The 19,967-nt window shown below is 66.3% G+C and carries 18 protein-coding genes and 1 pseudogene; 9 read left to right on the plus strand and 10 right to left on the minus strand.

Annotated features, from left to right (window positions below):
* Positions 1–254: 254 nt before the first annotated feature.
* Positions 255–446, minus strand: a complete 192-nt coding sequence (locus H0P51_RS18785) for a hypothetical protein (RefSeq protein WP_425488887.1) — start codon at positions 444–446, stop codon at positions 255–257.
* Positions 447–569: 123 nt separating this feature from the next.
* On the opposite strand from H0P51_RS18785, the gene H0P51_RS18790 reads away from it, so the two are divergent.
* The gene (locus H0P51_RS18790) at positions 570–2,606 is read left to right on the plus strand and encodes a glycoside hydrolase family 15 protein (protein ID WP_180914392.1); all 2,037 of its coding nucleotides are present in this window, start codon (positions 570–572) and stop codon (positions 2,604–2,606) included.
* Between the two features lie 21 nt (positions 2,607–2,627).
* On the opposite strand, the gene H0P51_RS18795 is transcribed toward H0P51_RS18790, so the two are convergent.
* Together H0P51_RS18795 and lepA are read right to left on the minus strand one after the other, a co-directional pair.
* On the minus strand, positions 2,628–3,374 hold the full coding sequence (locus tag H0P51_RS18795) for a sensor domain-containing protein (RefSeq protein ID WP_180914394.1): 747 nt from the start codon (positions 3,372–3,374) through the stop codon (positions 2,628–2,630).
* A 2-nt stretch (positions 3,375–3,376) separates the two neighbouring features.
* Positions 3,377–5,294: pseudogene (lepA, locus tag H0P51_RS18800) on the minus strand (translation elongation factor 4).
* 13 nt (positions 5,295–5,307) lie between these two features.
* Between lepA and H0P51_RS18805 the strand changes: the two are divergent.
* Positions 5,308–5,919: a type II toxin-antitoxin system PemK/MazF family toxin gene (locus H0P51_RS18805; RefSeq protein ID WP_180914396.1), complete on the plus strand. Its 612-nt coding sequence runs from the start codon at positions 5,308–5,310 to the stop codon at positions 5,917–5,919.
* Between the two features lie 86 nt (positions 5,920–6,005).
* Here H0P51_RS18805 and H0P51_RS18810 read toward each other — a convergent pair whose 3' ends face one another.
* Positions 6,006–6,434: a CBS domain-containing protein gene (locus H0P51_RS18810; RefSeq protein WP_180914398.1), complete on the minus strand. Its 429-nt coding sequence runs from the start codon at positions 6,432–6,434 to the stop codon at positions 6,006–6,008.
* Between the two features lie 143 nt (positions 6,435–6,577).
* Between H0P51_RS18810 and H0P51_RS18815 the strand changes: the two genes are divergently transcribed.
* A complete protein-coding gene (locus H0P51_RS18815) occupies positions 6,578–7,420 on the plus strand; it encodes a ribonuclease Z (RefSeq protein ID WP_180914400.1) in 843 nt (280 codons plus the stop codon).
* Positions 7,421–7,532: 112 nt separating this feature from the next.
* A complete protein-coding gene (locus H0P51_RS18820) occupies positions 7,533–7,847 on the plus strand; it encodes a PE family protein (RefSeq protein WP_180914402.1) in 315 nt (104 codons plus the stop codon).
* Here the strand turns inward: H0P51_RS18820 and H0P51_RS18825 are convergent.
* From H0P51_RS18825 to H0P51_RS18835, 3 genes are read right to left on the minus strand one after another with little or no spacing between them, the layout of a single operon-like run.
* Entirely contained in the window at positions 7,844–8,683 is an 840-nt protein-coding gene (locus tag H0P51_RS18825) for a transglutaminase family protein (protein WP_180914404.1), read from the minus strand. The genes H0P51_RS18820 and H0P51_RS18825 overlap by 4 nt on opposite strands.
* A complete protein-coding gene (locus H0P51_RS18830) occupies positions 8,683–9,669 on the minus strand; it encodes an alpha-E domain-containing protein (protein WP_180914406.1) in 987 nt (328 codons plus the stop codon). The genes H0P51_RS18825 and H0P51_RS18830 overlap by 1 nt, the downstream gene beginning before the upstream one ends.
* A complete protein-coding gene (locus tag H0P51_RS18835) occupies positions 9,669–11,348 on the minus strand; it encodes a circularly permuted type 2 ATP-grasp protein (protein ID WP_180914408.1) in 1,680 nt (559 codons plus the stop codon). Before H0P51_RS18835 ends, H0P51_RS18830 begins: the two co-directional genes overlap by 1 nt.
* Before the next feature lie 144 nt (positions 11,349–11,492).
* On the opposite strand from H0P51_RS18835, the gene rpsT reads away from it, so the two are divergent.
* Entirely contained in the window at positions 11,493–11,756 is a 264-nt protein-coding gene (gene rpsT, locus H0P51_RS18840; protein WP_065146308.1) for a 30S ribosomal protein S20, read from the plus strand.
* 47 nt (positions 11,757–11,803) lie between these two features.
* On the opposite strand, the gene holA is transcribed toward rpsT, so the two are convergent.
* Positions 11,804–12,781 (minus strand): DNA polymerase III subunit delta, encoded by a 978-nt coding sequence (holA, locus tag H0P51_RS18845; RefSeq protein ID WP_180919082.1) that lies wholly within the window; start codon positions 12,779–12,781, stop codon positions 11,804–11,806.
* 118 nt (positions 12,782–12,899) lie between these two features.
* On the opposite strand from holA, the gene H0P51_RS28995 reads away from it, so the two are divergent.
* The gene (locus H0P51_RS28995) at positions 12,900–14,642 is read left to right on the plus strand and encodes a serine/threonine protein kinase PknE (RefSeq protein WP_281373725.1); all 1,743 of its coding nucleotides are present in this window, start codon (positions 12,900–12,902) and stop codon (positions 14,640–14,642) included.
* Between the two features lie 49 nt (positions 14,643–14,691).
* Here the strand turns inward: H0P51_RS28995 and H0P51_RS18860 are convergent, their stop codons facing one another.
* Both H0P51_RS18860 and H0P51_RS18865 read right to left on the minus strand, forming a co-directional pair.
* Positions 14,692–16,245: a ComEC/Rec2 family competence protein gene (locus H0P51_RS18860; RefSeq protein WP_425488888.1), complete on the minus strand. Its 1,554-nt coding sequence runs from the start codon at positions 16,243–16,245 to the stop codon at positions 14,692–14,694.
* A 5-nt stretch (positions 16,246–16,250) separates the two neighbouring features.
* The gene (locus H0P51_RS18865; RefSeq protein WP_180914410.1) at positions 16,251–17,120 is read right to left on the minus strand and encodes a ComEA family DNA-binding protein; all 870 of its coding nucleotides are present in this window, start codon (positions 17,118–17,120) and stop codon (positions 16,251–16,253) included.
* A gap of 145 nt (positions 17,121–17,265) precedes the next feature.
* Here H0P51_RS18865 and H0P51_RS18870 point away from each other — a divergent pair, with 145 nt between their 5' ends.
* From H0P51_RS18870 to H0P51_RS18880, 3 genes are read left to right on the plus strand one after another with little or no spacing between them, the layout of a single operon-like run.
* Positions 17,266–18,423 (plus strand): acyl-CoA dehydrogenase family protein, encoded by a 1,158-nt coding sequence (locus H0P51_RS18870; RefSeq protein ID WP_180914412.1) that lies wholly within the window; start codon positions 17,266–17,268, stop codon positions 18,421–18,423.
* A 7-nt stretch (positions 18,424–18,430) separates the two neighbouring features.
* Entirely contained in the window at positions 18,431–19,537 is a 1,107-nt protein-coding gene (locus tag H0P51_RS18875; RefSeq protein ID WP_180914414.1) for an acyl-CoA dehydrogenase family protein, read from the plus strand.
* Between the two features lie 6 nt (positions 19,538–19,543).
* Positions 19,544–19,966 (plus strand): PPOX class F420-dependent oxidoreductase, encoded by a 423-nt coding sequence (locus tag H0P51_RS18880; RefSeq protein ID WP_180914416.1) that lies wholly within the window; start codon positions 19,544–19,546, stop codon positions 19,964–19,966.
* Position 19,967 lies beyond the last annotated feature (1 nt).

The following is a 19,967-nucleotide window of genomic DNA, read 5'->3' on the forward strand; positions in this document are numbered from 1 at the left end:
GCCGCGCACGGGTTGGGGGAGTCAGCGACAACAGCGCACGCCGGCCGCGGCGCAAACCACGGCCGCAGGGTAGCAACCGGACGCGACAACGCCGCGCTCGAGAATTCCGGTTGCGGCGTGCATGTCGCGAAGCGTAACAGAGTTCGCCCGACTCGCAATTCGACAGGCTGGTCAGTGGGTGAGCAGCCAGCCGACGATCACCAAGACCACCAGAGCGATCAGAATCAGCGACACATGAGAACGTGGCATCGGCGTTAGCCCGAAGCTTCGGAATGGCGTATGCGGCGCATCAACCGAGTGGCCGTGCCCAGCAGCGCGTCCAACGTCACGGCGACGATGTAGGCAAGCGCCAACACGACCGGCATCACCGCCAGCGCCTGAAGCACGAAAGGCAGACCGGAAAGCCAGAGCTCCACGCCGTCCCACCAACTCAGGAAGCCGTTCACCGGGCCAACCCTATGCGGCGCGGCGCCGCGAGACCAAAGGGATCTGATCCACCCATGTTGCCGCCGGTAACACCTAGGTAGCGAAGGTGGACGACGGGCAGGTGAACGGTCGATGATGTCGGGATGGTCCTGCACGCCGACTCCGCCGATTCAGCCGACGAGCAGGTAGTCCCGCTCGACGAACCCGAGCTGCACGCGCTCGACGGGACATCGGTGGCACTCGAGTCGAGTGGGCCGTACGAATCTAGTTCGCCGTCGCGCAACCCGTTCCCGCCGATCGCCGACTACTCCTTCCTGTCGGATTGGGAAACGACGTGTTTGATCTCGCCCGCCGGCTCAGTGGAGTGGCTGTGTGTGCCTCGGCCCGATTCTCCGAGCGTGTTCGGTGCGATCCTGGACCGCAGCGCCGGCCACTTCCGGCTAGGCCCCTACGGGGTGTCGGTGCCCTCGGCGCGGCGGTACCTGCCCGGCAGCCTGATCATGGAGACCACCTGGCAGACCCACACCGGGTGGCTGATCGTGCGCGACGCGCTGGTGATGGGCCCGTGGCACGACATCGAGCGGCGCTCACGTACGCACCGGCGAACCCCGATGGACTGGGATGCCGAGCACATCCTGCTGCGCACGGTCCGCTGTGTCAGCGGCACCGTCGAGTTGATGATGAGCTGCGAACCAGCTTTCGACTATCACCGCACCGGCTGCACCTGGGAGTACTCGGCGAACGCCTACGGCGAGGCCATCGCGCGCGCCAGCCGGCAACCCGACGCACATCCCACCCTGCGGCTGACCACCAACCTCAATATCGGGCTGGAGGGGCGGGAAGCGCGCGCCCGGACCCGGATGAAAGAGGGCGACGACATTTTTGTCGCGCTGAGCTGGACCAAACACCCGGCGCCGCAAACCTACGAAGAGGCCGCGCACAAGATGTGGCAGACCACCGAGTGCTGGCGGCAGTGGATCAACATCGGCAACTTCCCCGACCACCCGTGGCGGGCTTACCTGCAGCGCAGCGCGCTGACCCTGAAGGGTCTGACCTACTCCCCGACCGGCGCGCTGCTGGCCGCCAGCACTACGTCTCTTCCCGAGACACCGCACGGCGAACGCAACTGGGACTACCGCTACGCCTGGATTCGCGACTCGACCTTCGCGTTATGGGGGCTCTACACCCTGGGACTGGATCGCGAGGCCGATGATTTCTTCGCGTTCATCGCCGACGTATCCGGCGCCAACAGCAACGAGCGCCACCCACTGCAGGTGATGTACGGCGTTGGCGGCGAACGCAGTCTCGTCGAAGAGGAACTCAATCACCTGTCCGGCTACGACCATGCCAGGCCGGTGCGGATCGGCAACGGCGCCTTCGACCAGGTCCAGCACGACATCTGGGGTTCGGTGCTGGATTCGTTCTACCTGCACGCAAAGTCGCGCGAGCAGGTCCCCGAGACGCTGTGGCCGGTACTCAAAAAGCAGGTCGAGGAGGCGATCACGCACTGGCGTGAGCCCGACCGCGGGATCTGGGAGGTGCGTGGGGAGCCACAGCACTTCACCTCGTCGAAGGTGATGTGCTGGGTGGCGCTGGACCGTGGCGCCAAGCTCGCCGAACGCCAGGGCGAGAAGAGTTACGCGCAACAGTGGCGCGAGATCGCCGAGGAGATCAAGGCCGACATTCTCAAGCGGGGGGTCGACTCGCGCGGGGTGTTCACCCAGCGCTACGGCGACGACGCGCTCGACGCGTCGCTGTTGCTGGTGGTACTGACCCGCTTCCTGCCGCCGGACGACCCGCGGGTGCGCAACACCGTGCTGGCGATTGCCGATGAGCTCACCGAGGAAGGCCTGGTGCTGCGCTACCGGGTGGAGGAGACCGACGACGGACTGTCCGGCGAGGAGGGCACCTTCACCATCTGCTCGTTCTGGCTGGTCTCGGCGCTGGTGGAGATCGGCGAGGTGAGCCGGGCCAAGCGACTGTGCGAGCGGCTGCTGTCCTTCGCCAGCCCACTGCACTTGTACGCCGAGGAGATCGAGCCGCGCACCGGCCGGCATCTGGGCAACTTCCCGCAGGCGTTCACCCACCTGGCCCTGATCAACGCGGTGGTGCACGTGATCCGGGCCGAGGAGGAGGCTGACGGGTCGGGCGCGTTCCAGCCTGCCAACGCGCCGGTCTGATCCGCCGGCCCGGTTACCGGCTCAGCTCGTACTGGACACCTTGCGTGCCATCGCCTTCACGAGATCGATTGCCCGGGTGTCGGATTGCGCATTCGGGCTGTCGTTGACCTGAACGTCGATGATCACGTCGGCGGCCACCCCGACGGCCCGTTCGACGGGGTGCTGCGGGGCGTCCCGGTTGCCCCAGCTAATGACGGTGGCGGACAAGACCGGCCCCCCGACGCGGACGTCAGTGATCTTGGAGTACAGGTAGGTTTCGCCGGAGTCGGGCACCTGCATGGTGACCGTGCTGCCGCTGCAGTTACGCCATTGCTGCACAAAGGAATCGAAGAGTTGCTGCGCCTCGGTGGTGCTGGCCAACCGCATCGCGCTGGTCGTTGCGGCGGTCGCCGCCACGTTTAGGCCATAGTTCCAATAACTTTGGTAGGCCACACCACGCACCGGAGCCTTCTCGTACACGGCCCGCAAGCGCGGCTCGGTGACGCCGACGCACTTGAACGGCGCGGCGTCTGCGTCGCTGCGAATGCCGTCAGGCAGGATTTCTGCCGTGCCCTCCGAGGGGGTCGGGTGGTGCTGCAGGTCGTTTCCGACGGCAGCGCGGATCTCCGCGTCGGTTGGCATGATCTGACCCAGCGGAATCGAGCTGACGCCGACTTTGGGCTGATCGCGGCGGGGTGCCCCGTCGACCTTGCTGGTGCAGGCGGTCGCCAGCAGGAGCGCGGATAGCCCGGCAATCACCAGTACCACGCCGAATCCCCGTGCCGCCATGGCTATTTCTTTCCCTTGTCCCCCGCGGAATCGGTGGACAGCGCGGCGACGAAAGCCTCCTGGGGGACGTCGACGCGGCCAATGGTCTTCATCCGCTTCTTGCCCTCTTTCTGCTTTTCCAGCAGCTTGCGCTTGCGGGTGATGTCACCGCCGTAACACTTGGACAGCACATCCTTGCGGATAGCCCGAATGTTCTCGCGTGCAATAATTTTCGACCCGATCGCGGCCTGCACCGGCACCTCGAACTGTTGGCGCGGAATTAGCTCCTTGAGTTTGGTCGTCATCTTGTTGCCGTAGGCGAACGCCGAATCCTTGTGCACGATCGCGGAAAAGGCGTCGACCGCTTCGCCTTGCAACAGGATGTCGACCTTGACCAGTTGCGCTTCCTGCTCGCCGGCTTCCTCGTAGTCGAGGCTGGCGTAGCCTCGGGTCCGCGACTTCAGCGAGTCGAAGAAGTCGAAAATGATCTCCCCCAACGGCATCGTGTACCGCAGCTCCACCCGCTCGGGCGACAGATAGTCCATCCCACCGAGCTCGCCGCGGCGAGACTGGCACAGCTCCATGATGGTGCCGATGAATTCGCTCGGCGCGATGATGGTGGTCTTGACCACCGGTTCGTAGACCGTGCGGACCTTGCCTTCCGGCCAGTCGGACGGGTTGGTCACGACGATCTCGGTGTTGTCTTCTTTCTCGACTCGATACACGACGTTAGGTGATGTGGAGATCAAATCCAGGTCGAATTCGCGCTCGAGACGCTCGCGGGTGATCTCCATATGCAGCAGACCCAAGAAGCCACACCGGAAGCCGAATCCCAGCGCCACCGAGGTTTCCGGCTCGTAGGTCAGGGCAGCGTCGTTGAGTTGCAGCTTGTCTAGGGCGTCGCGCAGGTTCGGATAGTCCGAACCGTCGACCGGGTACAGGCCCGAATAAACCATCGGCTTGGGTTCCCGATAGCCGGTCAGCGCCTCCTTGGCGCCGTTGCGGGCCGTCGTCACGGTGTCGCCGACCTTGGACTGCCGCACGTCCTTCACGCCGGTGATCAGGTAGCCAACCTCGCCGACACCAAGGCCTGCACTGGCTTTGGGTTCGGGCGAAACGATGCCGACTTCGAGCAGCTCGTGGGTGGCGCCGGTGGACATCATCGCGATGCGTTCGCGGGGGCTGATCTTCCCGTCGACCACTCGGACGTAAGTCACCACGCCGCGATAAATGTCGTAGACCGAGTCGAAGATCATCGCCCGGGTCGGAGCGTCGGCGTCACCCTGCGGAGGCGGCACCTCGCGCACCACGTGGTCGAGCAGATCGGCGACGCCCGCACCGGTTTTGCCGGAGACCCGTAGGACGTCTTCGGGTTCGCAGCCGATGATGTGAGCGATCTCACCGGCATAGCGGTCGGGATCGGCGGCGGGCAGGTCGATCTTGTTGAGCACCGGGATGATGTGCAGGTCGCGGTCCAGCGCCAGGTAGAGGTTGGCCAGCGTCTGCGCCTCGATGCCTTGGGCAGCGTCGACCAGCAGAACCGCGCCTTCGCAGGCTTCCAGCGCGCGGGACACCTCGTAGGTGAAGTCGACGTGGCCCGGGGTGTCGATCAGGTGCAGCACGTACTCTTCGCCGTCGAGCGCCCAGGGCAACCGGACGTTCTGGGCTTTGATGGTGATGCCACGTTCCCGCTCGATGTCCATCCGGTCCAGGTATTGGGCGCGCATCGAGCGCTCGTCGACCACACCGGTCAACTGCAGCATCCGGTCGGCCAGCGTCGACTTGCCGTGGTCGATGTGAGCGATGATGCAGAAGTTCCGAATCTGCGCCGGCGGCGTGAACGTCTTGTCGGCGAAACTGCTGATGGGAAATCTCCTGGTTGGGCGGTGTTCGAGTAGGCCCAGCGTATCCGTGCAGAACATCCCGGACACAATCACGCAGTTAAACTGCGACCATGACCCCGGGTAAGAAGTCGTCCGGCAAGTCACAGTGGAAAACGTTCCAGCGCTTTGCGGAGAACCTGGTTGCCGAGGCTCCGAAGGTGGTGCAGCGCCTGCAGAACACGCAGGAGACACTGCGGACCCTGCAGCACGCGGTAAGGATCACTGCGAACATCGTGGCAATGGGTTTGCCGGCCGCTCCTACTGAGATCACTGCGGGCCGGCCGGTGACGAACACCAGCTTTCCCACCGCGCAGCGGGCCCGCAAAATCGTGTACGCGCCCGACCTGGACGGTAAGGCCGACCCCGGCGAGATCGTCTGGACCTGGGTCGTTTACGAGGACGATCCGACCCGCGGCAAAGACCGCCCTGTGCTGGTGGTGGGCCGGGAGCGCACCGTGTTGCTCGGTCTGATGCTGTCCAGCCAGGAGCACCACGCCGGACAGCGGGAATGGGTCGGAATCGGTTCGGGCGACTGGGATTACGAGGGCCGCGAAAGCTGGGTGCGGCTGGACCGGGTACTGGACGTACCGGAGGAAGGCATCCGACGCGAGGGCGCAATCCTGGACCGCGAGACCTTCGACGTGGTGGCCGCCCGGCTGCGTGCCGAATACTCCTGGCGCTGAGTTAGGTGGCGAGCAGACGTAAAAGCACGCATTTCGTGCTGAAATGACGTGCTTTTACGTCTGCTCGCCAGTCAGCTGCGCGCCCGTCAGCCCTGGGTGATGTAGGACTGCAGCTGCTGCTGCTCGGCCTCGAGCTCACCCATCCGCGTCTTGACCACATCGCCGATGCTGACGATGCCCACCAGCTTCTTGCCGTCCAGCACCGGCACGTGGCGCACCCGGTTCTCGGTCATCTGCATGCTGACGCTATCGACGGTGTCCGATTTGGTGCAGGTGGCGACGGCGCTGGTCATGATCTTGGAGACGGGCCTGGACAGCACGCTGGCGCCGTGCACGTGCAGCTGGCGCACAACGTCGCGTTCGGAGACGATGCCGGCCACCCCGTCGTCACCCACTACCACCATTGCGCCGATGTTCTGTTCCGCCAAGCCGGCCAACAGTTCCCGGACTGTCGCGTCGGGGTGGATCGTCGTCACCGCCGCACCCTTGTTCCGCAAGACGTCCGCGATCCGCATGTGGCCTCCCATGGGTTGTGATCCGATTCACATCAGGCTACGACTTACTGGCGCGGCGGGAAAGCCGCCCCGCTATCCCGCCCGCGCCGAATCAACTCAATGACGGATACGCAGTGTCCGGCCGACTTGCGAGGATGGTGCCCATGATCGAGGTCACGTTACTTGGCACCGGAAGCCCGGTCCCCGACCCGAACCGCGGCGGACCCGCGACTCTGGTGCGCGCGGGCGGGCAGGTGTTCCTGGTGGATTGCGGACGGGGCGTTTTGCAGCGCGCAGCGGCGGTTGGCGTGGGCGCCGCCGGATTGTCCGGGCTGCTGCTCACACACCTGCACAGCGACCACATCGCCGAACTGGGAGATTTACTCATCACCAGTTGGATCACCACCTTCACGCCCGATCCCGCACCATTGCAGATCATCGGACCGCCAGGGACCTCGGAGGTGGTGGAGCTGACCCTCAAAGCGTTCGGCCACGACATCGGCTACCGGATCGCCCATCACGCTGACCTCAACGCCCCGCCTTCAGTTGAGGTGCACGAGCACACCGAGGGCGTGGTGTGGGACCGCGACGGCGTCAGCATTCGGGTGGCACCCACCGACCACCGGCCAGTGGCGCCGACGATCGGCTTCCGAGTCGAGTTCGACGGCGCGTCAGTGGTGCTGGCCGGCGACACGGTGCCCTGCCCAAGCCTGGACGAACTAGCCTGTGGTGCAGACGCTTTGGTGCACACCGCTATCCGTAAGGACATCCTGACACACGTTGGGCAGCAGCGGGTCAAGGACGTCTGCGACTACCACTCGTCGGTGCAAGAAGCCGCTGCGACAGCGGCTCGCGCCGGGGTGACGACACTGGTGCTGACGCATTACGTGCCGCCGCTGGTGGCGGGCCAGGAGGATCAGTGGCGCGCGCTGGCCGCCACCGAGTTCAGCGGGCGGATCGAACTGGGCGACGACCTGCACCGAGTCCAGGTGAAGCCACGGACTTAGCGGGCGTCCGCACCGATCGCCTGGACACCGACGATCACAGGTGAAAATGTATTCTTCGGGCTCGGAGCGAGGTACGATCCGCTTCTGTTGTTCTTGATTTAGGGGTGGCCGAATGTCGTACGTAGTCGCAGGCCCCGGGGCGCTGGCTGCTGCGGCGTCCGATCTGGCCCGGATCGGTTCGGCGATCACCGCCTCCAACGTCAGCGCGGCCCTGCAGACGGCCGGAGTTCCGGCGGCAGCCGCCGACGGGGTCTCGGCCGCCGTCGCGGACTTCTGGAGCGCACATGCGAAGGGTTACCAGCAGGTCAGCGCCCAGATGTCGGCCCTACACGAGCAGCTGGTGCAGCGGCTGGGCAGCACGGCAGCCAGCTACGCCAATACCGAAGCCGCCGCCGCCGCAGCGGTGCGGAGCTTGCTCGGCGGTTAAGCGAGCCGGGTGATCTCCACGTCCACGTCGAGATCGGTGGCCCCCAGCCCCGAGTAGATGCCCTTGAGTGGCGACACGTCGGCGTAATCACGGCCGACGCCTACGCTGATGTACTGCTCGGAAATGTCGGTGTCGTTGGTGGGGTCGTAATTCCACCAGCCGCCCGTCCACGCCTGGACCCAGGCGTGACTGCGACCCTCGATCGCCTTACCGATCCGCGCGTCGGGCTTGGGATGTAGGTACCCTGACACGTAGCGGCCGGGAATTCCCATGCTGCGCAACACGATCAGCGTCAGATGGGCAAAATCCTGGCAGACGCCCTTGCCCTGTTCCAGCGCGTCCAACCCCGAGGAGTGCACCCCGGTCGTACCCGGCAGATAATCCAGCTCGCTGCGTGCCCAGCGGGCCGCTGCGACCACGGCCTCCTGCGGGTCGTGGTTCTTCATGATCCGCTTTCCGACGGCCGCAACGCGTTTGCTGGTCGGAGTGTAGGCGGTGGGGTGTAGTACCTCGTCGAAACGGTCGATCACTGCGATCGACTTCATTTCTTCCCAGCTGGCTTTCTCCTCCGGAAACTCCGGGCATTCAGTCTCGACAACCGACGACGACGTCACCGTGAGTTCGGTGTGCGGCGCGTGCAGGTCGAAAGCGGTAACCGCGGTCCCCCAGTAGTCGATGTAGCGGTAAGACCGGGTCGCCGGGATGGTCTCGACTCGATTGAGGACGACGTTCTGCCGCGTGTTGGAGCGGGGCGTCAACCGTGCCTCGTTGTACGACGCCGTCACCGGCGACTGATACGCATAACCGGTGGTATGCACCACCCGCATCCGCCACATCAGGAATCTCCTCGGCCGTCCAGAGTCTCGACCAGTTCTCCGCGCTGACGGGCATCCGTCCACGCCACCCATGGCGCAGCGTGAAAATACTGCAGCGCCAATGCATCTCCAACATCGCGACAGGTCCGCTGCAAAGCCCCCAGTCGGTTCTCCAAGGTCTCGAGCAGCACGCCGGGTTGGACGAATTCCAGCTCGCTGCGCGCCTGGCCGAGCAGTCGCTGGGCCTCGGTAGTGGCCCCGATTCGGCTCTGTGGGTTGTGCAGCAGTTCCTCGAGGTTGTGTTCGGCAAGCTTGAGCGAGTAGAAAACCGAGCGCGGAAAAAGCCGGTCCAGCAACATGAACTCGACCACCCGAGCCGCGTCCAGCGCGCCGCGGTAGGTGCGCAGGTAGGTGTCGTGGGCACCCGCCGAACGCAGCAGCGTCACCCAGGCCGGCGACGAGGCACTGTCCCCAACCCGGGACAGCAGCAGTCGCACCGTCATGTCGACGCGCTCGATCGCGCGGCCCAACACCATGAACCGGTAGCCGTCGTCACGCGAGAGCGTGGAATCGGCCAGGCCGGCGAACATTGCCGCACGCCCCTCGATAAACGACAAAAACTCGTGCGGCCCGAGGCGTTTGGCGGCCCGCTCGCGTTCGGGCAAGGCATGGTAGGTGGTATTGATGCACTCCCAGATCTCGCTGGACGTGACTTCCCTCGCCGACCTTGCATTTTCGCGTGCCGCCGAGATGGCTTCGACGATCGAGCAACCACCCTCGGTGTTGGGGTTGAAGGCAACCAGGTCGGTCAGCGACCAGACGTCGAGTCGGTGCTCGGGTGGCTCGATACCCAGCACCTTCAGCAGCAACCGGGAGGCTTGGTCGGGATCGACGCTGGAATCCTCAAGTAGTTGGTGCACCGCCACGTCCAGGATGCGCGCGGTGTCGTCGGCACGTTCGACATAACGGCCGATCCAGTAGAGGGCCTCGGCGTTGCGGGCCAACATCAATCGCTCGCTTTCTGCTGTTGCTGCTGCTGGGGCTGCTCGTCATGTGGTGGGCTGATCGGCTGGGTCTGCGTCGTCGCCGAACGGACACTGTCCGGAGCCTGCTCGGGCAGAGCGCGCGGCAGCGAGCGCACCACCTGGGCGCGACCCAATTCGCGTCCGGCCCCCGAAGCTCGCGACGCCAGCACCCAGGTGTCCTTGGACCCGCCACCCTGGCTGGAGTTCACCACTCGCGACCCCTCGACCAGGGCGGTACGGGTGAGCCCGCCGGGCAGCACCCACACCTCGTTGCCATCGTTGACAGCGAACGGGCGCAGGTCCACGTAACGCGGGGCCAGTGAGTCGCCGATGCGGGTCGGCACCGTCGAGAGCTCCATGACCGGCTGGGCGATCCAGGAGCGCGGATCGTCGCGGATCTTCTTGGCGAGCGCGGTCAGCTCCTTTTCCGAGGCCCCTGGGCCGAACACAATGCCGTAGCCGCCGGAGCCTTCCACCGGCTTGACCACCAACTCCCGGATCCGGTCGAGCACTTCTTCGCGTTCGTCGTCCAGCCAGCAGCGGTAGGTATCCACGTTTGCCAGCAGCGGTTTCTCACCCAGGTAGTACTCGATGATGGTGGGCACATAGGTATAAACCAGCTTGTCGTCGCCGACGCCGTTGCCGATCGAACTGGAGATCACGACATTGCCGGCGCGGGCGGCGTTGACCAGCCCGGCCACCCCCAGCATCGAGTCGGCCCGGAACTGCAGCGGATCCAGGAACGTGTCGTCGATACGCCGGTAGATGACGTCGACCTGCCGCTCACCCGCTGTCGTGCGCATATACACCTGGTTGTCGCGACAGAACAGGTCGCGGCCCTCGACCAGCTCCACCCCCATCTGCCGAGCAAGCAGCGAGTGCTCGAAATACGCCGAGTTGTAGACCCCAGGCGTCAGCACCACCACGGTGGGGTCCGCTTCGTTGGTGGCCGCCGAGTTGCGCAATGCCCGCAGCAGGTGTGCCGCGTAGTCGTCGACAGTGCGCACCCGGTGGGTGGCGAACAGATTCGGGAAGACCCGCGCCATGGTGCGCCGGTTCTCCATGACGTACGACACACCCGACGGCGAGCGCAGGTTGTCTTCCAGGACCCGGAAGTCGCCTTTCTCGTCACGAATCAGGTCGATGCCGGCGACGTGGATGCGCACTCCGTTGGGCGGGACAATCCCGACCGCCTCACGGTGGAAGTGCTCGCACGAGGTGATCAGCCGGCGCGGGATGACGCCGTCGCGCAGGATCTCCTGGTCGCCGTAGATGTCGTCGAGGTACATCTCGAGAGCCTTGACCCGCTGGGTGATGCCGCGCTCCAAACGGGTCCATTCGGCGGCCGAGATCACCCGCGGCACCAGATCCAGCGGGAATGGCCGCTCCTGGCCCGACAGCGAGAACGTGATGCCCTGGTCGATGAACGCCCGGCCCAGCGCGTCCGCCCGGGCTTTCAGCTCCGAGGCGTCGGTGGGCGCCAACTCTGCGTAAATGCCTTTGTACGGGCCGCGCACGTTGCCCTGCGCGTCGAACATCTCGTCGAAGGCCAGCGAGTAGACCGGGTCACAGGTGTTGTAGCCCTCGAAGATGCGCTCCGAACGGGCGCGCGACCGGTGCGGGATTGCATCGATCTGGTTCGAAAGGCTCACCTGTGTCACTCTGCCTCAATTCCCCTGTTCCAGTAGGCCCACAGTTGCCCTTTTGGGCGAAAACGTAACCGACTGCTAACCTGAGCAGTCGCTGTCGGGTTGCAGGCATACCCCGGGCAAAGCCAAATCGAAACGGACTAAGGAACTACACGCGTGGCCAACATCAAGTCGCAGCAGAAGCGCAACCGGACTAACGAGCGCGCCCGGCTGCGCAACAAGTCGGTGAAGTCTTCGCTTCGTACCGCGATTCGCGCGTTCCGGGAAGCCGCTCACGCCGGCGAGAAAGACAAGGCCGCCGAGCTGCTGGTGTCAACCAGCCGCAAGCTCGACAAGGCCGCCAGCAAGGGCGTGATCCACAAGAACCAGGCCGCCAACAAGAAGTCGGCACTGGCGCACGCACTCAACAAGCTCGGCTGAGCTTCCCGCCCCGCGTAGCGGCGTTTGCGCGGCCACCGATTCGACTGTCAATCAGCGACCAGTTCGGCCACCTGCCGCACCGCGGACTCCAGCGCGTAGTCGGCGTCCGCCACGGCCCCTTTCACGTTGGCATTCAGCACTGCCACCACCCGCATCGCTGTTGCCAACCGGTCCCGTGACCAGCGCCGGGCTTGTCGCTGCGCCTTCTGTACCCGCCAGGGCGGCATTTTGAGCTGTCCGGCCAGCCGGTAGGGGTCGCCCGACTGCGGCATCACCAGTCCGATGGTGTGGATGGCCTCGGCGAGCGCATCCGCCAGCACCACCAGCGGCTCGCCGCGCATCATCGCCCAGCGCAGCGCTTCGGCGGCCCCCGAGACGTCACCCGCCACCGCTTTGTCGGCGATGTCGAAGCCCTTCACCTCGGCTTTGCCGCTGTGGTAGCGGCGTACCGCCCGTTCGTCAACGTCACCGCCGGTGTCGGCGACCAGCTGCGAGCAAGCTGACGCCAGCTCCCGGATGTCGGACCCTACCGCGTCAAGCAGCGCTGCCACCGTGTCGTCATCGGCCCTGACCTGCAGCGACCGGAACTCGGAGCGGACGAAGTCGGCGCGTTCGCCGGGTTTGGTGATTCGGGCGCACGGGTGCACTTTGGCGCCCAGCGACTTCAACTCGCCAGCAAGCGCCTTGGCCCGTCCGCCTCCGGAGTGCACGACGACCAGCACAGTGCCCGGCGGCAGCTCGGCGGCGGCCGTGGCGATCAACGCGGCCGCCTCCTTGCCGGCGTCAGCGGCGGCTTCAAGCACCACAATCCGCTCTTCGGCGAACAGGGACGGGCTCAGCAGCTCGGCCAGCTCGTAGGTGCTGACGTCGCCGGCGCGCATCCGGTTGACCGGTACGTCGGCGATTCCCGATTCGACACCCGCTGCCGCGCCCGCGTCCCCGCCAGCACGCTGGCGGGTGGACCGCAGAATCTGCGCGACGGCCCGCTCGATCAGCAACTCTTCTTCACCCAGGACCAGGTGCAACGGCGATACCTCGCTCACGCCACGATGGTGCCACGCCACCACGACAGGCACATCGCCCGGTTGTTTAGGCTCGTTCAATAGTGGGGAATGGCCACGCCAACGCGCCTGGGAGGTCGATGTGGACGGCACACAGTTTGGCCGCTATCGCCTGATCGACTTGGTGGGTCGTGGCGGCATGGGCGAGGTGTGGCGCGCCTACGACAGCGAGACCGACCGTGTCGTGGCGATCAAGGTGTTGTCCGCGCATCTGTCGGCGGACGCGGAATATCAGCGCCGATTTCGCCGCGAGGCCCACGCCGCGACCCGCCTGAACAGCCCACACATCATCCCGATTCATAACTACGGGGAGATCGACGGTCGTCTGTACCTCGACATGCGCCTGATCGAGGGCCGGCCCCTGGAGACTGTGCTCGCTAGCGGCCCGCTCGATCCGGCCCGTGCGGTCTACATCCTCGGCCAGGTCGCCAGGGCGCTGCACGCGGCCCACCGGGTCGGCTTACTGCACCGGGATATCAAGCCGTCGAATGTGCTGCTCGATGCGGACGATTTCGCGTATCTGATCGACTTCGGAATCGCCGGATCTCTCGACGAGACGCGAATAACCAAGGCGGGCAACGCGATCGGTACCTTCCACTACATCGCACCCGAGCGGCTGAGTCTCGGGGCGCAGGAGGATGCCCGTGCGGATGTCTACTCGCTGGCCTGCGCGCTCTACGAATGTCTGACCGGCCACCCACCCTTCCCGGGCGACACCATGCCCCAACTGGTGGCGGCACATCTTGGTGCCACACCGCCGCGGCCGTCGACCGCCCAGCCGAACGTTCCCCGCCCGGTAGACGACGTCATTGAGCGCGGCATGGCCAAGGATCCCGCTCAGCGGTACACCACAACGCTGGAGTTCATCGATGCCGCCCGCGCAGCGCTCAGCGCGACGGACGCTTTGCCCACCGAGCGTCCTACGCCGCCGCCGGTGCCGGGGACGGCCCATGCGGCGCACCAACCAATGCCTTACCCGTGGCCGTCCCCAGCGGTCCGCGCTACGGCGCCGGTCGCGGCGGCCGGTCCGCACGCCGTGCACAGTGTGGCGCCCTGGCCACGCACCGGCGAGAAGCGCGGGATCAGCGGGCGCACAATCGCGCTCCTCACCGGCGCAGCAGCGCTCGTCGCGGTAGCTGCGGTCGCGGGCATCCTGATCCTGGGCGACCGCGGGGCGTCGAACTCATCCCCAACCGCATCGCGGCCGGCCGCCACGCCGGGTTCCAGCGGTGCGGTACGAGTGGCGTCGAACAAGCTGGTCACCCAACCCGGCACTAGCGAACCAAAAGTGGTGGTCGCTTTCTACGAAGACTTTCTGTGCCCCGCGTGCGGCAGTTTCGAGCAGATGTTCGGGCCGACGGTGTCCAACCTGATCGACACCGGCGCCATCGCCGCCGACTACTCGATGGTGTCAATCCTGGACAGCGCACTCACACAGCACTACTCGTCGCGCGCAGGCGCCGCGGCGTACTGCGTCGCCGATGAATCCACCGAAGCATTTCGCCGTTTCCACAACACGTTGTTCGCCGTCGGCGGTCAACCGTCCGAATCCGGTGACTCTTTTCCGGACAACGCGCGGTTGATCGAACTGGCTCGCGGAGCTGGCGCGGCCGGCTCGGTCTCGGATTGCATCAACAGCGGAAAATACCTGTCGAAGGTCACCTCGGCCGCCGCTGCGGCCGGTGTGAACGCGACGCCGACGGTGCAGATCAACGGGCAGGAATACGACGTCACGACGCCGGACGCGCTGGTCGCGGAAGTCGAGAAACTGGTCGGAAATGTGCCGAAGATCGAAGGATCCGGCGCAACCATCTCAAGTCCTTAGCTTCGGCGCGACGCTGCACGCCGTTGCTCGGCGCTGGGTTCGCGGGCGATCAGCGCCCCACTGATCCGGACATGCACCAGGCCACGGCACAAACCAGGCCCGTCACCGCCGCCGAGCCCGCGGTCACGCGGAACCAATGCCATCGCCACATCGCTGCGACCAGCACGGTAGCGCCCCCGACCGTCAACAACCCGGCGAGCCCCGAGGGCACCGGCACACTAGCCGCCGGCAACCCCGCGGCCCAATGCGCAACCCGCAACACCCACCACACCTCCGGTCCGGTGAACCGGATCAACAGCTGCGCGCCGGCCGGCCAGCACCCGGCCAGCACTGCCGCGGCGGTGCCCAGCACGGTAATCGGGGCAATCGCTGGCGCTGCCAGCAAGTTAGCGGCCACGGCCACCACGCTGAACCGGCCAGAGATCGCCGCGACAAGCGGTGCGGTCACCGCCTGGGCCGCGGCGGCGACCGCGACCGCGTCCGCCAACAGTTTGGGCCAGCCACGATCGGTCAGGCGTTGCGAGAACGCGGGCGCGACGACCACCAGCGCGGCCGTGGCAATGACCGACAGCGCGAAACCCAGGTCCACCGCCAGCTGCGGCGCGGCAACCAGCAGCACCAACACCGAGGTCGCCAACGCCGGTATCGCCTGGCGGCGCCGCGACGACAACATCGCCACCAGCGTGATCGCCCCCATCACCGCGGCCCGCAACACACTGGCCGTCGGCTGCACCACGATCACGAACGCCACCAGCGCCGACCCGGCCAGTGTTACGGCTACCCGCGGCCCCACCAGCCGCGCCGAGAACAGCACCGCCGCGCACACGATCGTGACGTTGGCACCTGAGACCGCGGTCAGGTGCGTCATCCCGGCCGCGCGGAACTCACCGCTGGTCGCCGCGGCCACCAGGGAGGTATCACCGAGAACCAGTGCGGGCAGCATCGCCGCCTGGTCGGCCGGCAACACCTCGCGCACCGAGGCGGCGAATCGGCTGCGCACGGCGTGGGCGGCACGCTGCACCGAACCCGCGCTGCCCAGCACCGGCGGACCGGTGACGGTGAGCACCGCGACGGTGAGGTCGTGGCGGGTCGGACGAGTGATGCGTGCGGTGAACCGGACCGGCCGGCCCACCATCAGGTCGCCGAATCCTTCCTCAGATGCGCGGGCGAAAACCACGACCCGGCCCGATATCTCGTCGTCATGCAGCCTCAGTAGCGTCGCGCGGAACAGCAACCGGCCACTACCCAGGGTCAGCGCGCTTTCGCTGGGCATGACCGTCACCGGCACAACGGTGCCGAATGACGCGGTGATCGGGTGGTGCGAGACGGCATCGGCCCGCAACGCGACCGCCAAGCCGTAGCCCGCTCCCACCACACCGATCGCCAGCAGACTGGTGCTGGCCGCGGCCAGCCGAGCGTTGGGGGCGCGCCGTGCGCGCCACCACAACAGACCAGAGCCGATGGCAAGCAAGCCGCAACAGCCCGCGAGCGCGGCGCCGACCGGCCACACAATCCCCGCAGCCGTGACCGCCCAGCAGACCAGTGCCGCAGGTACCAGCCGCACATCCAGGTCCACCGCCGGACCGGGCTCCGGGGCCGCCACCGGGATCAGACACGGACCAGGGCGCGCAGCTTGTCCAACCGCGCCGGACCGATGCCTTCGACTTCGCCCAGCTGGTCAACGTTGCTGAACCGGCCGTTGGCCTGGCGCCACGCCACGATCGCCGCCGCGGTGACCGGCCCCACCCCGGGCAGAGCATCGAGCTGCTCCACGGTCGCGGTGTTGAGGTCGAGCGCCTCCTTGGGAGCCGGTCGGGTTCGGCCCGAGGTCATAGGTGTGTTCGACGGTGCCGGTCCGGCGGGCGTGCCGGTGCCCACCGAACTGCCCAGCACCGCGGGTTTACCCGACGGCGGCGCCAGCCCGACCACGATCTGTTCACCGTCACCGAGTGGGCGGGCCATGTTCAGCCCGACCATGTCCGCGCCATCGACCGCGCCGCCGGCCGCCTGCAACGCATCGGCGACACGCGCGCCCGGCGCCAGGGTCACCAGCCCGGGCTTGTGCACCAGACCCACCACACTGACTATCACCGGCCCCGCCGGCGGACTGGCACCAGCAGACGTTCTGGTGGACGAAACCCGTTCTACCGGTGGCAGTTTGGCTGAGGTGACCGGAGCCGGGCGGTCGCGCACCAGCGTGAACACGGTAATCAGCACAGCTAGCGCGGCGATCACCGCCAGCGCGACGGCTCCGGCCCGGCCCGGATCGGCCCGCACCCGGTCGACCAGACCGCGTCGGCGCGACAATTCGGGTAGCCAGCGCGGCAGCAGCGAGTTCGGGTCGTCCCGGTCGCCGTCGTGGTCCTCGTCCCGGCTGCCGCCGGGGTCGCGGACGCCGGGATCGGAATCTGAGGTGTCCGTGTCAGTGTCGGCACCCAACCGGCGGTGCAGCCTCTCGGCAGGAAGTTCCGTTCGCATGCGCCGACGGTAAGCGTGCGGACCGTCGCGACAGCCGGTGAACACCCCGCCCACCGGCCGGCTGGGGATTAACCCGAGGCTGTGCACAAGCGCTCGATCGGATCAGTCAAGATGGAACCGGCGCGAACGATCACAGGAGGCTGCAATGAAGCTGGCGCTCACCCCCGACGAAGCCGCGTTCCGCGACGAACTTCGTACCTTCTTCACCACCAAGGTCCCCGAGGATGTCCGCGAGCGGGTACGCCAGGGTAAGTCGCTGACCCGCGAGCAGATCGTCGACAACCACAAGCTGCTGCACGAGAACGGGCTCGCGGTGCCCGGCTGGCCGGTCGAATGGGGCGGCAAGGATTGGACCCCCACCCAGTCCCAGATCTACAACGACGAGATGCAGCTGGCCAGCGTCCCGGAGCCGTTGAACTTCAACACCAAGATGGTCGGGCCGGTGATCGCCGAGTTCGGATCCCAAGAGATCAAGGAGCGGTTCCTGCCAGCGACCGCGGCCCTAGACATCTGGTGGTGTCAGGGTTTCTCGGAGCCCGAAGCCGGCTCGGACCTGGCTTCGCTGCGCACCACCGCGGTCCGCGACGGCGACAGCTACGTCGTCAACGGCCAGAAGACGTGGACCACGCTGGGGCAGTATGCGGATTGGATCTTCTGCCTGGTGCGCACCGACCCTCAGGCGCCCAAGCGTCAGGCCGGCATCTCGTTCCTACTGATGGAGATGGACACCCCGGGCATCACCTGGCGGCCAATCAAGCTGATCGACGGCGGCGTCGAAGTCAACGAAGTGTTCTTCTCTGACGTCCGGGTTCCCGCGAATCAACTTGTCGGAGAAGAGAATCAGGGCTGGACTTACGCAAAGTTCCTGTTGGGCAACGAACGCACCGGCATCGCTCAAGTGGGCCGCACCAAAGTCCGTCTGGCCGAGGTGAAGCGACACGCCAAAAACAACGGGCTGCTCGACGACCCGCTGTTCGCGGCGCGGCTTGCCGAAGCCGAAAACGAAGTCCTGGCACTCGAACTCACCCAGGCTCGGGTCGTGTCGGGATCCTCGGGAGGCAAGCCCAACCCGGCGTCGTCGGTGCTCAAACTGCGCGGCAGCCAGTTGCAGCAGCTGTCCACCGAGCTGATGGTCGAGGTCGCCGGGGCCGATGCGCTACCGATCGACACGGACGGGATCGCCTCAGCGGAGTGGGCGCAGAGCAGCGGCCCGCACTACCTCAACTACCGCAAGACCTCAATCTACGGCGGTAGCAACGAAGTTCAGCGCAACATCATCGCGTCCACCATTCTGGGATTGTGAGGCAGTCATGGACTTTCAGCTGAGCGAAGAGCAGGCGCTGCTGCGTGACACCACCCGCGAGCTGTTAGGGCGCAGCTACGACGCCGAAAGCCGCAACAAGGTGATCGACACCGAACAGGGCTGGAGTCGCGAGGTCTGGAATCAGTTGGCCGAGACCGGGATTCTCGGTCTCGGGTTCGATTCCGAGGAAGCGGGCCAGCTCGAGATCATGGTGGTGCTGACCGAGGTCGGACGTCGACTGGCTCCCGAACCGATTGTGCACGCAGCGCTGGCACCAGGCTCGCTGATCGCCGAACTAGGCAGCGACGCTCAAAAAGAGCTACTCGACGAGGTCGCCGCCGGCCAACGGCTGCTGGCCTTCGCCCACCTGGAACCCGGACAGCGCGGCGTCTCCGGTGAGATCACCACTCGCGCCGTGCCGCACGGTGATTCGTGGACCGTCAGCGGCCGCAAGAACCCGGTGCTGGCCGGTGACTGCGCCGAAACCCTGGTGGTGAGCGCCACGTTGCCGGACGGTGGCACCGGGCTGTTCCTGGTAGATGCAAAAGCGGTCACCCGCACACGGTACGCCACCTTCGACGGCCAGCGCGGCGCCCAGATCGACTTCGACGAGGCGGTCGCCGAACCGCTGGGTGCTGCCACGGACGCCTCCGGACCCATCAGAAACGGCATCATCCGAATCCAATCGTCGCTATGCGCCGAAGCGCTCGGGGCGATGGAGGAGGCGCTGCGGCTGACCACCGAATACCTGAAGACCCGCAAGCAATTCGGCGTCACGCTGAACAAATTCCAGGCCCTGACCCAGCGCGCCGCGGACATGTACGTGTCGCTCGAACAAGCACGCAGCATGAACCTCTACGCCGCGATGTCGATCGCCGACGGCAATTATGATCCGGTGATCGCCGCACGCGCCAAGCTGCAGATCGGCCGGTCGGGCCGGCACATCGGGCAGGAGGCGATCCAGCTGCACGGCGGCATCGGCATGACCGCGGAGTACCCGGTCGGCCACTACACCGCTCGACTGACGGCGATCGACAACACGCTGGGCTCCACCGCAGATCAGTTGCGGGTGCTCATCGGCAACATCAGCGAATACGAACTGGCAAGGCTGTAGCCCGCCGTGGTGGAGCTGTCGGACCGGGTGGTTGCCTTCTTGTCCGAAGGTACCCGCACCGGGATGCTCGGATTTGTCGCCTCCGACGGTCGACCGCTGGTGACGCCGGTGTGGTTCGTCGTCGACAACGGCGCGCTGGTGTTCACCACCGAGCGCCGTACGCCGAAAGGCCGTTCGCTGCAACGTGATCCGCGAGTCGCGATCTGTGTGGACGACCCGCACCCGCCCTACTCGTTCGTCCAGGTGCAAGGCCTGGCGACGGTGAGCGAAGACCCCGACGAGCTGCTGGACATCGCGACCCGAGCCGGCGCGCGCTACATGGGCGCCGACCGGGCCGAGCAGTTCGGGCGCCGCAATGCCGCGCCCGGCGAGGTCGTGGTCCGGGTCAGACCCGTCAAGGTCATCGCCGGATTCGACATCAGCGACTGAA

The organism is Mycobacterium vicinigordonae (genome assembly GCF_013466425.1).
Lineage (GTDB): Bacteria > Actinomycetota > Actinomycetes > Mycobacteriales > Mycobacteriaceae > Mycobacterium > Mycobacterium vicinigordonae.

Excerpts from the sequence above, each read along its gene's own strand:
- H0P51_RS18875 (WP_180914414.1), top strand. The coding sequence starts at position 18,431 with ATGGACTTTCAGCTGAGCGAAGAGCAGGCGCTGCTGCGTGACACCACC.
- H0P51_RS18795 (WP_180914394.1), bottom strand. The coding sequence starts at position 3,374 with ATGGCGGCACGGGGATTCGGCGTGGTACTGGTGATTGCCGGGCTATCC.
- H0P51_RS18830 (WP_180914406.1), bottom strand. The coding sequence starts at position 9,669 with ATGTTGGCCCGCAACGCCGAGGCCCTCTACTGGATCGGCCGTTATGTC.
- H0P51_RS18865 (WP_180914410.1), bottom strand. The coding sequence starts at position 17,120 with ATGCGAACGGAACTTCCTGCCGAGAGGCTGCACCGCCGGTTGGGTGCC.
- H0P51_RS18820 (WP_180914402.1), top strand. The coding sequence starts at position 7,533 with ATGTCGTACGTAGTCGCAGGCCCCGGGGCGCTGGCTGCTGCGGCGTCC.
- H0P51_RS18870 (WP_180914412.1), top strand. The coding sequence starts at position 17,266 with ATGAAGCTGGCGCTCACCCCCGACGAAGCCGCGTTCCGCGACGAACTT.
- H0P51_RS18815 (WP_180914400.1), top strand. The coding sequence starts at position 6,578 with ATGATCGAGGTCACGTTACTTGGCACCGGAAGCCCGGTCCCCGACCCG.
- H0P51_RS18825 (WP_180914404.1), bottom strand. The coding sequence starts at position 8,683 with ATGTGGCGGATGCGGGTGGTGCATACCACCGGTTATGCGTATCAGTCG.
- H0P51_RS18790 (WP_180914392.1), top strand. The coding sequence starts at position 570 with ATGGTCCTGCACGCCGACTCCGCCGATTCAGCCGACGAGCAGGTAGTC.
- H0P51_RS18805 (WP_180914396.1), top strand. The coding sequence starts at position 5,308 with ATGACCCCGGGTAAGAAGTCGTCCGGCAAGTCACAGTGGAAAACGTTC.
- H0P51_RS18810 (WP_180914398.1), bottom strand. The coding sequence starts at position 6,434 with ATGCGGATCGCGGACGTCTTGCGGAACAAGGGTGCGGCGGTGACGACG.